The following is a 13,386-nucleotide window of genomic DNA, read 5'->3' as shown; positions in this document are numbered from 1 at the left end:
AAGGGGCTGGGGAGGGTAAAGCGTCTACGGGTTTGCCAGCATGCTGGCGGGAATACCCATCACCGCGGGCACCGCCGCGGGTGACCAGTGCCTGGCGGCGTGATCGAGAATCCCCGCGCAGTCGCGCAGCCCGGCGGGCGCCGTCGGTTGCCCGAGAAAAGCCAGCGCCCGTCGCAGGTTGTCGGTGGCCTGGCCGGCGCGCAGTGCCGGGGCATGATTTTGCTTGCTGAATTTCTGCCCCTGCGCATTGGTGATAACCGGCAGGTGGCTGTAACGGGGCTCCGGCAACCCCAGCTGGCGCTGCAGGTATATCTGCCTGCCGGTAGAGTCCAGCAGGTCCGAACCGCGCACCACGTGATCCACCCGCTGTGCAGCATCGTCAACCACAACCGCTAACTGGTAGGCGTAGAGCTTGTCTTTGCGTTTGAGGACAAAGTCCGGCAGGTCTCGTCCCAGTGGTTCATGCCGGGCGCCCTGGATCTGGTCTGTAAAATCGATACAGGTCTCGGCTGGCACGCGCACCCGGATCGCACAGGGTGTACCCACCTCCTGCTGCCGGGGCAGGCATCGTCCCGCGCAGGCACCGCCCGGGCCCAGCATGGCGCGGGTGCAATCGCAGCGAAACAGTAGCCCCATGGTGTCCAGGCTGGCCAGCGCGGCCTCGTACGCTGCTGCGCGTTGGCTTTGCCAGAGCACCTCCTCGTCCCAGTGCAGCCCGTGTTCCCGCAGGCTGGCCAGAATTGCATCGGCCGCCCCGGGCTCTTCGCGAGGCGGGTCGAGGTCCTCCATGCGCAGCAGCCACTGCCCGCCTCTGGCGCGTGCGTCGGTATAGCTGGCCACCGCGGCGATCAGTGAACCCAGGTGCAACGGGCCTGTGGGAGAGGGGGCAAATCTTCCGCGATAGCTGGCGTCAGTAGACATGGTTGGGAAAGTCAGCGCCGCGTGCGAAGGGGTGGTTCTTCAGTCTGGTGAAGCAGGCGAGGGGAGCGGCGAGGGGTAGGGCAGGGCCATGGGCAGTTAGCCGACGCAGGTGTGCCGGCTTCCATGACATTTGTTTCGGCTCAGCCGAGTTCCTGCTTCTCCTTGATTTCATCGAGGGTTTTACAGTCGATGCACAGGTTGGCCGTGGGCCTGGCTTCCAGGCGCTTGATGCCGATCTCGACGCCACAGGCGTCACAGAAGCCGTAATCGTCCTGCTCGATGCGCTCCATGGTGGAGTCGATCTTCTTGATCAGCTTGCGCTCGCGATCGCGGGTGCGCAGTTCGAGACTGAACTCCTCTTCCTGTGTAGCCCGATCAGCCGGATCGGGGAAGTTGGCAGCCTCATCCTTCATATGAGTCACAGTACGATCCACTTCCTGCATCAATTCCGATTTCCAGGTCTTCAGAATGGACTTGAAGTGTTCGCGCTGCTTCTCATTCATGTACTCTTCGCCCCGCTTTGGCTTGTAGGGCTCGAAGTTCTTGAATTCGCTGGCTGCTTTATTGGCTGGTTTTTTTGCTGCTCTAGGCATGGTTATTTTCCATACGGTAAAACAATAGACACAATACTCACAGTTTTAAGGCCGGGGGCAAGGGCCCCTCAAACCAAGGGCGGAGAAACTACCAGATTCGCCAGCGCTACGCCACTGTTTTAGCCTTTGTTCTCGCACTGCTTCTCCGGCAACGCGGGCAGTTGCTAGAATGCGCGCTCAGAGACAGCCGAGTGCCGCATTCATGACAGGTAGCCAGAAGCGACGTCCCTACGCCCGACGCGTTGCAGAGATTGAGCCTTTTCACGTGGTGGAGGTCCTGCAGCGCGCGCAGGCACTGGCAGCAGCGGGCAGGGATATTATTCACCTGGCGGCGGGAGAGCCGGATTTCGCCACGGCTGCGCCCATCGTGGCAGCCGGCCAGGCATCGCTCGGGCGCGGCGAAACAGGTTACTCCGGTGCCGCGGGCATTCCGGCATTGCGCGAGGCACTCTCGGGCTACTACGCCAGCGAGTACGGACTCGACATCGCGCCACAACGGATCATGATTACACCCGGGGCATCGGGTGCCTTGCTGCTGGTGTCTGCGCTGTTGCTGAACCCGGGGCGGGGCATGCTGATGACAGATCCCGGCTATCCCTGTAATCGTCACTTCATGCGCCTTGTCGAGGGGGAGGGCCAGTTGGTGCCGGTCGGCCCGGAGAGCCGCTACCAACTCACCGCTGACCTCGTCGCCGAGCACTGGCGGGAAAACACTGTCGGTGTGATGGTGGCTTCACCGGCCAACCCCACGGGTACGGTGCTGGGAAGGGATGAGTTGCAGTCGCTGTCCCACGCGGTTAGCGCAAGACAAGGTTACCTGGTGGTGGATGAAATCTATCATGGGCTGGGATATGACGTGGCTACGCCCTCGGTGCTGGAAGTGGACAGCGAGGCGATTGTGATCAACAGTTTTTCCAAGTATTTCGGTATGACCGGCTGGCGCCTGGGCTGGCTGGTGGCGCCGGAGGAAGCAGTTATCGAGATGGAAAAACTGGCACAGAACCTGTTTATCTCGATGTCCACGCCGGCACAATATGCCGCCCTGGCCGGCTTCGAGCCTGCAACCCGGGAGATACTCGACCAGCGCCGCGAGCTGTTTCGCCAGCGCCGCGACTTCCTGGTGCCGGCGCTGGAAGCACTGGGTTTCGGCCTGCCCTGTCACCCGCAGGGCGCTTTCTACGCATACGCCGACGCCAGTCGTTTCACCCGCGACAGCCAGGCTTTCTGCATGGACCTGCTGGAGCAGCACGGCGTGGCCCTCACCCCGGGTATCGACTTTGGCCACCACCGTGCTGACGAGCACGTGCGTTTCTCCTATACGACGTCCATGGAGCAACTGGAACGCGCTGTAGAGCGCCTGGCCGGGGTGCTGCGGGCATGAGTGACCTCATTGAAGGGCGACTGATCAAGCGCTACAAGCGGTTCCTCGCTGACGTGGAGCTGGCCGACGGCAGCCAGGTCACGGCCCACTGCCCCAATACCGGTGCCATGACCGGCTGCGCGGAGCCCGGGTCGCGGGTATGGCTGTCGCTATCTGCGTCCAAAACGCGCAAGTACCCGCATACCTGGGAGTTGGTGGAGACCAGCCGGGGCATGGCCTGTATCCACTCCGCGCGCGCCAACAAGGTGGTCAGGGCGGCTTTTGAGGCGGGCCTGATACCCGGGTTCGGTGACTATCCGGTGATTCGTTCCGAGGTGAAGTACGGTAAGAACAGTCGTGCTGACCTGTTGCTGGAGGGGGAATCAGGGCGTGTTTTTGTTGAGGTGAAATCAGTCACCCTGTGCGCGGCAGGGGGGCAGGGACTGTTTCCGGATGCGGTGAGCGAGCGCGGCCGCAAGCACCTGCAGGAGTTGGCAGCCGAGTGCGGGGGCACCACGCGGGCGCTTATGTTTTACTGTGGCTTTCATAGTGGTATAACCCGGGTCAGTGCCGCCGGTGATATTGACCCGCGCTACCGCGATGCACTGGTCGAGGCCATGCAACAGGGTGTAGAGGTGCTGGCCTGGGGCGCGGATGTCGCACCAGCAGGTGTGGTGCTGGCACGGCCACTCCCATTCAGCGTGGACCCGCCGGGAACGTCCCATGACCAGTAAACTGACCTTCGAGCAACTGACCGGCCAGGAGGAATCCCACCTGGTAGAGTTTGCCGGTAACCGGCTGCAGGCAGATGCTGCTGGGGCCTTTGCGCGCCTGCAGGCGGCAGCACGTGAGGCCGGCTTTGCACTGTCCATCGCCAGCGCCTTTCGCTCCTACGCGCGCCAGCTGGACCTGTTCAACGGCAAGGCCCGCGGTGAGCGCCCGGTGCATGACGACAGTGGCGCGCCGCTGGCGCTGGCGCAACTGTCGCCTCACGACAGGCTCGCCGCCATATTGCGCTTTTCCGCGCTGCCGGGCACCTCGCGGCATCATTGGGGCACGGACCTGGATTGCTTTGACGCTGCTGCCGTGCCGGCAGACTACCGCCTGCAGCTGTCCCCGCAGGAGTATGCCGCAGGCGGCCCGTTCCACGCCCTGCACCAGTGGCTGGATGCGCGCATGGCCGCGAATGATTCATTCGGTTTCTATCGCCCCTATTCCAGGGATCGCGGCGGCGTCGCGCCGGAGCCGTGGCACCTGAGTTATGCGCCACTGTCCCTGCACTGCGACGGCAGGCTGGGAGCGCAGGCGTTGCGTGAGCTCTGGGGTGATGACCTGGTGTTGGGGGATGTGGTCAGCGCGGAGCTGGAGGAGATACTTGAGCGTTATGTGAGGGTGGCGGAGGACTGGTGCCCCCGCGGCACGCTGTAGCGGGATAGTCCCGGCGCGACTGCGCCGGGACAGGTACCGTTATTCCTTGGCCTTGGCCTGCTCGTGCAGGTGGCCGTAGTGATTCCAGTAGTCCTTCTCCGCCGCGGCGATAACACGCAGGGCCTCGTCGCGCCCATAAACGTGGTCCACACAGATGTCGATCTCTTTGCCGGGAACCAGCTTGTAGGTTGAGAAGTAGTGCTGCAGGCGTTCGGTCTTGATGCTGGGCAGGTCCGCGAGGTCGTGAACGTCGCCCCAGATATTGTCGCCGCCGAGTACAGCGATGATTTTGTCGTCGGCTTCGCCATCGTCAATCATCTGGATGCCGCCTACAACACGGGCGTTGAGCACGATGTCGGCGCGGGTGATGTGGCGCTCGGAGAACACACAGATGTCCAGTGGGTCACCGTCAGCCTCTTCTGCCTTGGGGCACAGCTTGGCGACTTCTTCTGCGCAGTAGGTGCGCGGCAGGAAGCCGTACAGGGCCGGCGGGCTGGAAGTGGTGCGCTGCGGGCGGTCTACCATCAGGAAGCCGGACGCCTTGTCCAACTCGTACTTGACCACGTCGTCCGGGGTCATCTCGATGTAAACCTGGAAAATATCCTCGGGGGCACCATCGGCCTTGATATGGAGACCGTGCCAGGGGTGACGGCGCCAGCGGTTGAAGTCGCGATTACTGTACATTTTTAATCCTCACAAAGGGGTTGCTTCACTATGGAGGCGCGCATTGTACAGCGATTGATCAGCAGAATCTTCCCCACGAAAGTCGAAATGCTGGCCGGTTCCGGTTTTCGGTTTTCAGCCCCTCGGCCGGCGCGGCGGGTTATTACAGCTGGCCCGGCAGGTATGGGTCGACCGCGCGGCAAGGGCTGTCGGGGCAGAGCGCTGGCTACGGGGCGTGCGAGGCCAGGGAAGGCCGAGCCCGAGCCTGGCATGGATGCCGCATTTTGGCGGTCCCGGAGCCAGCGCTCTGCCCCGACAGACCGCTCATCGTGAAAGACTTCTATACCTTGAAGCTCTTCTTGAGTTTCTTGGGTACGAGTTGATTCTTCAACTTCACATACTGCGGCATCCCTTTCTTGTAAGGCGGATAGGCCTCCCCCTGTATCAGCGGCTCCAGGTAGTCACGCGCCGCGTCGGTGATATTGAAGCCGTCGCGGGTGATGAAATTGCGCGGCATCATCTTCTCGACGTTGGCTACTTGGTCCAGCGGAGCTTCACCAATTTTCCAGCTATAGCGCTTGCCCTTGCCGCGCACGATGCAGGGCATTACCGAATTGTGCCCCTGCAGCGCCAGTTCCACGGCGGCTTCGCCGAGCGCATAGGCCTGGTCAACATCGGTCTGTGAGGCGATATGACGGGCGGAGCGCTGCAGGTAGTCGGCCACGGCCCAGTGGTACTTAAAGCCCAGTTCTTCCTTCACCATCTGCGCCAGGGTCGGCGCGAGACCACCCAGCTGGCTGTGGCCGAAGGCGTCCTTGAGGCCGGACTCAGCGAGGAAAGTGCCGTCTTTGTACTGGGTCCCTTCCGATGCCACGATCACGCAGTATCCATTTTGCTTGACCGTGCGCTTCACCCTGGCCAGGAACTTCTCGCGGTTGAAAGCGATCTCGGGGAACAGGATGATGTGTGGCGCATCACCTTGTTCCTGTGCGGCCAGGCCGCCGGCCGCGGCGATCCAGCCTGCGTGCCGGCCCATTACCTCGAGAATGAATACCTTGGTGGAGCTCTCGCACATGGACGCGACATCCATGGCGGCTTCGCGCGTGGAGATGGCAACGTATTTGGCAACCGAGCCAAAGCCCGGGCAGTTGTCGGTGAACGGCAGGTCGTTGTCGATGGTCTTGGGCACGTGAATAGCCTGCAGGGGGTAATTCATGGCCTCACTGAGCTGTGACACCTTGAGGCAGGTGTCTGCGGAATCGCCGCCCCCGTTGTAGAAAAAATAACCAATGTTGTGTGCCCGGAACACGTCGATCAGCCTCTCGTACTCGGCGCGATTCTCCTCAATGCTCTTCATCTTGTGGCGGCAGGAGCCGAAGGCGCCCGAGGGCGTGGTCAGTAAACCGTGAATGGCTGAGCGGCTTTCCTTGCTGGTGTCGATCAGTTCCTCGCGCAGGGCGCCGATGATGCCGTTGCGGCCGGCGTAGACCTTGCCGATCTGTGATTTGTGCTTGCGTGCCGTTTCTATAACGCCACAGGCAGATGCATTGATGACGGCGGTAACGCCCCCGGACTGGGCGTAAAAGGCGTTTCTCTTTGGCATTGGTGGTGTGATTCCCTGCATTGGAAGATTTACAGAACGCGGCAACGTCCCCTCGGGTAAATGATACGGCAAATACGCCCCGTGTTCTAAGGCGAGTGAATGACCCGTATCAACTCTGTTAGCGATAGTTTGCCGTGATACCATTGCCGCCTGATTCGAGGAGATCTTTTTGAAAGGCCACATTCATATCCTGGGGGTCTGCGGTACCTTTATGGGCGGTATTGCCCTGCTTGCCAGAGAGCTCGGCTACCGGGTGACCGGTTCCGATGCCAATGTCTATCCACCCATGAGTACCCAGCTTGAAGCCGCCGGCATCGAGCTGATGGAGGGGTATGAGCCTGCGCACCTGCAGCCGTCTCCCGACTGTGTGGTGGTGGGTAACGCCATGACGCGTGGCAATCCGGCGGTGGAATACCTGCTCAATGCCGGTCTGGACTACACCTCGGGACCGCAATGGCTGGCCGAGCATGTGCTGCACGGCAAGTGGGTGCTGGCGGTGGCCGGTACCCATGGCAAGACCTCCACCAGTTCCATGCTGGCCTGGATTCTCGAGTATGCGGGTATGGCGCCCGGGTTCCTGATTGGCGGCGTGCCGGCAGATTTTGGCCTGTCTGCGCGCAGCGGGGATACCGACTTTTTTGTCGTTGAGGCCGATGAGTACGATACCGCGTTTTTCGACAAGCGCTCCAAGTTTGTGCATTACCGTCCGCGTACCCTCATCATCAACAACCTGGAATATGACCACGCGGATATATTTCCCGATCTCGCCGCGATCCAGCGCCAGTTTCACCACCTGGTGCGCACCGTGCCCGGGGAAGGGCTGGTAGTGCATCCCGTGGCGGTCGACGCGATTGATGACACGCTGGCGCAGGGGTGCTGGAGTAGCACCTGTGGCATTGCCGTTGAGGCTGAAGCCGACCTCAGTGCGCGCCTGCTGCAGCAGGACGGTTCGGCTTTCGAGATCTACCTGGCGGGGGAACCTGCCGCCAGTGTCGAGTGGCAGCACTGTGGCCGGCACAATGTTGCCAACGCCCTGGCGGCAGTCGCTGCGGCGCGCCACGTGGGCGTGGCGCCGGCCACTGCCGCAGAAGCCCTGGCGCAGTTTCGCGGTGTCAAACGCAGGCTGGAACTGCTGGGTACGGTAGATGGCATCACGGTGTATGACGATTTCGCGCACCACCCCACAGCGATCGAAACCACGCTGCAGGGCCTGCGTGCCAGGTGTGGCAGCGGGCGGCTGCTGGCCTTGATAGAACCGCGTTCCAACACCATGCGCATGGGTGAACACCGGGCCCGGCTGGCGGCATCCACAAGCGCGGCGGACCGGGTGTACTGGTACCAGCCCGCGGGCCTGGACTGGTCGCTGCAGGACCTGGTGAACGAGGGCAAAGCGGCGGCCAAAGTAGTGAACGACATAGACAGCCTGATTGCAGATGTGGTCGGGGAGGCGGAATCGGGCGATCAGGTGGTGATCATGAGCAATGGCGGGTTTGGCGGTATTCACGGCAGGCTGATGGCCGCGCTGGAGCAACACCGTGGGTAGCGCCCTGTTGGCCCTGTACCAGCGCCTGGTGCTGAAAGCGCCGTGGTTTTCCCTGTTCCTGGTCACGCTGCTGGTGGCCGGATTCGCCACCCAGCTCGACAAGATCAAGCTGGATGCCTCGGCAGATTCCCTGATGCTCCAGGGCGACCCGGCGTTGGACTATTACCGCGAGGTGAGCTCGCGCTATGCCTCGGAAGACTTTCTGCTGATTACCTGGCAGCCCCCCGGTGGCCTGTTGGACGATGCCTCGCTACAGCCGCTGCAGGCCATGGCTGACGAACTGCGCGCCCTGCCGGGTGTGTCGTCGGTGGTCACCGTCTGGGATGTGCCGCTGCTTGAGAGTCCCCCGGTGAGCCTTTCCGATATCACCTCACCAGAGCCGCTGCCCAGCCTGACGCAGGCTGAGATCGACAGAGAGCTGGCGTTGCAGGAGTTCACCAGTAGTCCGATATATGCCGACCTGCTGGCCAGCCGTGATGGCACGCTCACCGCCGTGCAGATCAACCTGCAGCGCGATGAAGTGTATTTTGATTTACTGTCGAAGCGCGAAGCACTGCGTATCAAACGCAAGCAAAGCCGCCTGGATGCCGATGAAGCCGCGGAGCTCCAGCGCGTGGAGAGCGCATTCAAGGCGCATACAGCCATCGCCCTGGAGCAGCAAAGCAAGCTGGTGCAGTCGGTGCGTGAGATCGCGGCGAGCTACGGCGACCACGCCCGGTTGTTCGTCGGCGGCGTGCCGATGATCGCAGCGGATATGGTCAGTTTTGTGCGCAGCGACCTGGTGACATTCGGCAGTGCCATCCTCGGCGTGATGCTGGTGGTGCTGGCTATTATATTCAGGCGCGTGCGCTGGGTGGTGATCCCGCTGGTGACCTGCAGTGCCACGGTGACCGTCATGCTGGGCTTGCTCGGTGCGCTGGACTGGCGCATGACGGTGATCTCCTCCAACTTTGTTGCCGTGCTGTTGATCATCACGCTGGCGATCTGTATTCACCTGATCGTGCGCTACCGCGAATTGCATGCGCTGCAGCCCGAGGGTGACCTGTATCCGCGTGTGGTGGAGACGGTGAGGCTGATGGCGGTACCCTGTTTCTACACCGGTATTACCACCATCGTCGCGTTCATGTCGCTGGTTGTCTCGGGCATCCAGCCGGTGATTGATTTTGGCTGGATGATGACGGTGGGCATCGGTGTGGCTCTGCTGCTGTCGTTTGTCATTGTGCCCTGCCTGATGCTGGTGTGGCCTGACCGGCGGTCGCATCGGCACCGCGGCGCCGACCCCACCCTGACAGCCTGGTTCGCCAAGGTGACGGATCTCCACGGCACTGCGATTATCGTGGTGACGCTGTGTATTGCGGCGCTGACGGTATTGGGTATCAGCCGCCTGCAGGTGGAAAACCGCTTTATCGATTATTTCCACCACTCTACCGAGATTTACCAGGGTATGGAGCTGCTGGACTCCAAGCTGGGGGGGACCATTCCCCTGGACATCATCATTTCACCGCCCGACCAGGACGCGCCACTTCCGGGCCTCGAGCCACTGGGTCCACCCGGCCAAACCGCGTCGCCCGTTGCCGAGGACGACCCGTTCGCCGAGGACGCATTCAGCGATGACGAGTTTGCCGATGATGGCTGGGGCGAGGAATTTGACGGTGGCTTCGACGATTTCGACGCGGCAGGCGAAGCCGATTTCCAGCCCAGTTACTGGTTCAGTCTTGAGGGCATGCGCGAGTTGGACAAGGTGCATGCCTATGTGGACTCCCTGCCCGAGACGGGCAAGGTCCTGTCCCTGTCCACGGTGTTTGCCGTGGTCAAGAACCTGCTGGGCGAGGACATAGGCAGCGTGGAACTGGCACTGGTGCAGAAGAGCCTGCCCGAAGACATCAGTGGCATGATGGTCGACCCGTATTTTTCCGCGCAGAACCAGGAGGCGCGCATCAATGTCCGCGTCAAGGAAACCAGTCGCGACCTGCGCCGGGACCAGTTTCTCCAGGACCTGCGCCGGCACCTGGTGGACGACATGGGCTTTGCCGAGGACAGGGTGAACTTCACCGGCATGCTGGTGCTTTACAACAACGTACTGCAAAGCCTGTTCCGCTCGCAGATACTCACCCTGGGTGCGGTTTTCGTGGCCATACTGGTGATGTTCCTGATCCTGTTCCGCTCGCTGCCGCTGGCCTTCATTGCGTTGGCACCGAACATACTCGCCGCCTCCATGGTGCTGGGTATCATGGGGCTGATAGGCATACCGCTCGACATCATGACCATTACTATCGCCGCCATCGTCGTTGGTATCGGTGTAGATGACTGCATTCACTACGTGCATCGTTACCTGCGTGAATTTGAGCGGGACCGGGACTACCGCGCCGCCATGCATCGCTGCCACAGCAGTATCGGGCGGGCCATGTACTACACCACCCTGACGATAGTGATCGGCTTCTCCATGTTGACGCTGTCGAACTTCAACCCGAGTATTTACTTCGGCCTGTTGACCGTGCTGGCGATGATCGCCGCGGTACTGGGCGCGTTGTTGTTGCTGCCGCAGCTGATCATCCTGTTCAAGCCGCTTGGTCCGGAGGGGAGGGAAGACTGAATGCAGTGCCGGACTGGCTGTGGTGCCTGCTGTATAGCACCCTCTATCGCGCAGCCTTTTCACGGTATGCCCGCTGGCAAGCCCGCGGGCGTGGCCTGCGTTCACCTCACCACAGAGATGTCCTGCCTGCTTTTTGGTGACCCTCGCCGCCCCCGGTTGTGTGACGCGTTCCAGGCCGAGCCGGCGGTGTGTGGCGAATCCAGGGAGCAGGCGCTGGTGATGATTGGCGAACTCGAGCGGCGCAGCGCGCCGGATGGGATGATGCACCCATGACCACGATCCCCCTGTTTCCGCTCTCGGCGGTGTTGTTTCCCGGCGGCCGCATGCCCTTGCAGATATTCGAGCAGCGCTACCTGGACCTTGTGCGCACCAGCATGAAAAGCGGTGAGCCGTTCGGCGTGGTATGGATTCGCCGCGGTTCCGAGGTGGCACAGAAGGGCCGTGCCGCCGCCGACCTGGGGGACTGGGGCACGCTGGCGCGCATCGTCGACTGGGACCAGTTGCCCAACGGTTTACTCGGTGTGACCATTGAGGGAGACGGGCGCTTCGACCTGTTCGAAACGGCGGTGCAGGCAGACGGGCTGGTGCTGGGCGAGGTGACGTACCGGGCGCCACCGGCGCGGGCGGACATGCGCCCCGAGTGGCAATCGATGATTGATGTCCTGCGCAGCCTGGAGGCACACCCGCACGTACAGCGGATGAGCCTGCAACTGGACTATGACGACCCGTGGCAGGTGGCGTGGGCGCTGGTGCAGCTGTTGCCGCTGGAGGAATACATCAAGTACGAGCTACTGGGCCTGGACGAGATTGCCGCGCTGATGGAAGAACTGGACCGGATTCTCAACCAGATCAGTGGTGAAGACGCCTGACCACGGCGCCGCTGGCAACCAGCCAGCGCCTGGCTCAATCCTCGAAATGTGGCATCCAGCCACCTGACTCCTTCCAGCGATTGACGATATCGCAGAACAGTTCAGCGGTGCGTTCAGCATCGTAGGCGGCGCTGTGGGCCGCTTCATTACTGAACTCGATACCGGCCTCGGCACAGGCCTTGGCCAGCACCGTTTGCCCGTAGGCGAGCCCGGACAGGGTGGCGGTATCAAAAAACGAAAACGGGTGAAACGGGTTGCGCTTGATGTCACAGCGCTCGACCGCGGCGTTGATGAAGCCGGCGTCGAAGTGCGCGTTGTGGCCCACCAGGATAGCCCGGGTACAGCCGGTTTCGCGAATCTCCTTGCGCACCGCGCGAAACAGTTCGGCCAGCGCATCTTCCTCGTCCACGGCTTCCCGGAAAGGGTGCCAAGGGTCGATGCCGGTGAAATCCAGCGCGGACTGTTCGATGTTGGCGCCCTCGAAGGGTTTGACATGAAAGTCCAGGGTGCGATGCACCGAGAGCATGCCGTCGGTGTCCATACGCACCAGGCTGGCGGCGACTTCCAGTATCGCATCCGTTGCCGAGTTGAAGCCGCCGGTTTCCACGTCGATCACTACCGGCAGGAAACCGCGGAAGCGTTCGCTGATCTGGTGAGGTTTTTCCTGCATGGAGGCGCTCATCTCAGCTGACAACGCGCCAGGCCATGGATTCACCTGCTGCCAGGGGCAATAGCGTGTCACTGCCCAGGGGCAGGCTCTCTGGCACCTGCCAGCTTTCCTTGCGCAGGGTGACGGTGTCGGTGTTGCGCGGTAGGCGGTAGAAATCCGCGCCAAATTGCGCGGCGAAGCCTTCCAGCTTGTCCAGGGCGTCCAGTTGTTCGAATACCTCGGCATAGAATTCCAGCGCCGCGTGCCCGCTGTAGACCCCGGCGCAGCCACAGTCGGTTTCCTTGCGGTTGCGCGCGTGGGGCGCCGAATCGGTACCCAGAAAAAACTTGGGGTTGCCCGAGGCGGCCGCTTCCATCAGCTCGTTCTGGTGCACATTGCGCTTCAGGATCGGCAGGCAGTAGTAGTGCGGGCGTATGCCGCCCACCAGCATGTCATTGCGATTGAACATCAGGTGATGGGCCGTAATGGTGGCCGCCACCTTGTTGCTCGCCTCGCGCACAAATTGCACCGCGTCGCGGGTGGTGATGTGCTCCAGCACAATGCGCAGCCCCGGGAAACGCCGGGCAATGGGATCGAGATGGCGCTCGATGAAAACCTTTTCGCGATCGAAAATGTCGATCTCGTGGTCGGTGACCTCGCCGTGTATCAGCAGCGGCAGGTCGGCCTCTTCCATGGCCGCGAGCACCGGGTACAGCCCCTCCAGCTCGGCCACGCCGGCGTCCGAGTTGGTGGTGGCACCCGCCGGGTAGAGCTTGACCGCATGCACGAATTCGGAGGCGGCGGCCAGCTGGATCTCGGCAGCGTCGGTGCGGTCGGTCAGGTACAGGGTCATCAGCGGCTCGAACTGCCGCGGCAGCCCTGACATGGCAGTGAGAATGCGCTCGCGATAGGCCGCGGCATCCGCCACAGCGACCACCGGTGGTGTCAGGTTGGGCATGACGATGACACGCCCGAAATAGCGCGCCATGTCGGCGCAGGTCTGGATCAGTGCGTCGCCGTCGCGCAGGTGTACGTGCCAGTCGTCGGGGCGGGTGATGGTCAGTTCTTTCACGTGGAGCCTGTAGCCGGATGGAGAAGCCAGCATGCTACCGTAAAAGTGGCTGCGGGTCAGGTCTGCAGGCCGGATGACAGGGTTTGCCGCCG

The 13,386-nt window shown here is 62.1% G+C and carries 13 protein-coding genes; 7 read left to right on the top strand and 6 right to left on the bottom strand.

Going from position 1 to position 13,386, the window contains the following annotated elements; genetic code table 11:
- Positions 1-24: 24 nt before the first annotated feature.
- Both gluQRS and dksA read right to left on the bottom strand, forming a co-directional pair.
- Entirely contained in the window at positions 25-921 is an 897-nt protein-coding gene (gluQRS, locus tag F0M18_RS13190; protein ID WP_149611919.1) for a tRNA glutamyl-Q(34) synthetase GluQRS, read from the bottom strand.
- Between the two features lie 140 nt (positions 922-1,061).
- The gene (gene dksA, locus F0M18_RS13185) at positions 1,062-1,514 is read right to left on the bottom strand and encodes an RNA polymerase-binding protein DksA (protein ID WP_149611918.1); all 453 of its coding nucleotides are present in this window, start codon (positions 1,512-1,514) and stop codon (positions 1,062-1,064) included.
- A gap of 202 nt (positions 1,515-1,716) precedes the next feature.
- On the opposite strand from dksA, the gene F0M18_RS13180 reads away from it, so the two are divergent.
- From F0M18_RS13180 to F0M18_RS13170, 3 genes are read left to right on the top strand one after another with little or no spacing between them, the layout of a single operon-like run.
- The gene (locus tag F0M18_RS13180; RefSeq protein ID WP_149611917.1) at positions 1,717-2,895 is read left to right on the top strand and encodes a pyridoxal phosphate-dependent aminotransferase; all 1,179 of its coding nucleotides are present in this window, start codon (positions 1,717-1,719) and stop codon (positions 2,893-2,895) included.
- The gene (gene sfsA, locus F0M18_RS13175) at positions 2,892-3,608 is read left to right on the top strand and encodes a DNA/RNA nuclease SfsA (RefSeq protein ID WP_149611916.1); all 717 of its coding nucleotides are present in this window, start codon (positions 2,892-2,894) and stop codon (positions 3,606-3,608) included. The genes F0M18_RS13180 and sfsA overlap by 4 nt, the downstream gene beginning before the upstream one ends.
- On the top strand, positions 3,598-4,302 hold the full coding sequence (locus F0M18_RS13170; RefSeq protein WP_149611915.1) for a M15 family metallopeptidase: 705 nt from the start codon (positions 3,598-3,600) through the stop codon (positions 4,300-4,302). The genes sfsA and F0M18_RS13170 overlap by 11 nt, the downstream gene beginning before the upstream one ends.
- A gap of 39 nt (positions 4,303-4,341) precedes the next feature.
- Here the strand turns inward: F0M18_RS13170 and F0M18_RS13165 are convergent, their stop codons facing one another.
- Together F0M18_RS13165 and F0M18_RS13160 are read right to left on the bottom strand one after the other, a co-directional pair.
- A complete protein-coding gene (locus F0M18_RS13165) occupies positions 4,342-4,986 on the bottom strand; it encodes an inorganic pyrophosphatase (RefSeq protein ID WP_149611914.1) in 645 nt (214 codons plus the stop codon).
- Positions 4,987-5,305: 319 nt separating this feature from the next.
- Positions 5,306-6,568 carry a 6-phosphofructokinase gene (locus F0M18_RS13160; protein ID WP_149611913.1) on the bottom strand — a complete coding sequence of 421 codons (1,263 nt, stop codon included), beginning with the start codon at positions 6,566-6,568 and terminating at the stop codon, positions 5,306-5,308.
- 169 nt (positions 6,569-6,737) lie between these two features.
- Between F0M18_RS13160 and mpl the strand changes: the two genes are divergently transcribed.
- Genes mpl through F0M18_RS13140 form a run of 4 tightly spaced genes read left to right on the top strand, consistent with a single transcriptional unit; the run spans position 6,738 to position 11,573 of the window.
- Positions 6,738-8,111, top strand: a complete 1,374-nt coding sequence (gene mpl / locus F0M18_RS13155) for a UDP-N-acetylmuramate:L-alanyl-gamma-D-glutamyl-meso-diaminopimelate ligase (protein ID WP_149611912.1) — start codon at positions 6,738-6,740, stop codon at positions 8,109-8,111.
- Complete coding sequence (locus tag F0M18_RS13150) at positions 8,104-10,704, top strand: efflux RND transporter permease subunit (protein WP_262500946.1); 2,601 nt, start codon at positions 8,104-8,106, stop codon at positions 10,702-10,704. Before mpl ends, F0M18_RS13150 begins: the two co-directional genes overlap by 8 nt.
- Positions 10,705-10,977: a YkgJ family cysteine cluster protein gene (locus tag F0M18_RS13145; RefSeq protein ID WP_149611911.1), complete on the top strand. Its 273-nt coding sequence runs from the start codon at positions 10,705-10,707 to the stop codon at positions 10,975-10,977. It abuts the gene before it with no gap.
- Positions 10,974-11,573 (top strand): LON peptidase substrate-binding domain-containing protein, encoded by a 600-nt coding sequence (locus tag F0M18_RS13140; protein ID WP_149611910.1) that lies wholly within the window; start codon positions 10,974-10,976, stop codon positions 11,571-11,573. Before F0M18_RS13145 ends, F0M18_RS13140 begins: the two co-directional genes overlap by 4 nt.
- A 34-nt stretch (positions 11,574-11,607) precedes the next feature.
- On the opposite strand, the gene rnt is transcribed toward F0M18_RS13140, so the two are convergent.
- Together rnt and pyrC are read right to left on the bottom strand one after the other, a co-directional pair.
- Complete coding sequence (gene rnt / locus F0M18_RS13135; RefSeq protein ID WP_262500945.1) at positions 11,608-12,243, bottom strand: ribonuclease T; 636 nt, start codon at positions 12,241-12,243, stop codon at positions 11,608-11,610.
- Between the two features lie 13 nt (positions 12,244-12,256).
- Entirely contained in the window at positions 12,257-13,294 is a 1,038-nt protein-coding gene (pyrC, locus tag F0M18_RS13130) for a dihydroorotase (RefSeq protein ID WP_149611909.1), read from the bottom strand.
- Between the last annotated feature and the right edge of the window lie 92 nt (positions 13,295-13,386).

Origin of the sequence: Pseudohalioglobus sediminis (assembly GCF_008370495.1) — a bacterium.
Classification (GTDB): domain Bacteria; phylum Pseudomonadota; class Gammaproteobacteria; order Pseudomonadales; family Halieaceae; genus Halioglobus.
This window is presented reverse-complemented; position numbering and strand designations above follow the sequence as displayed.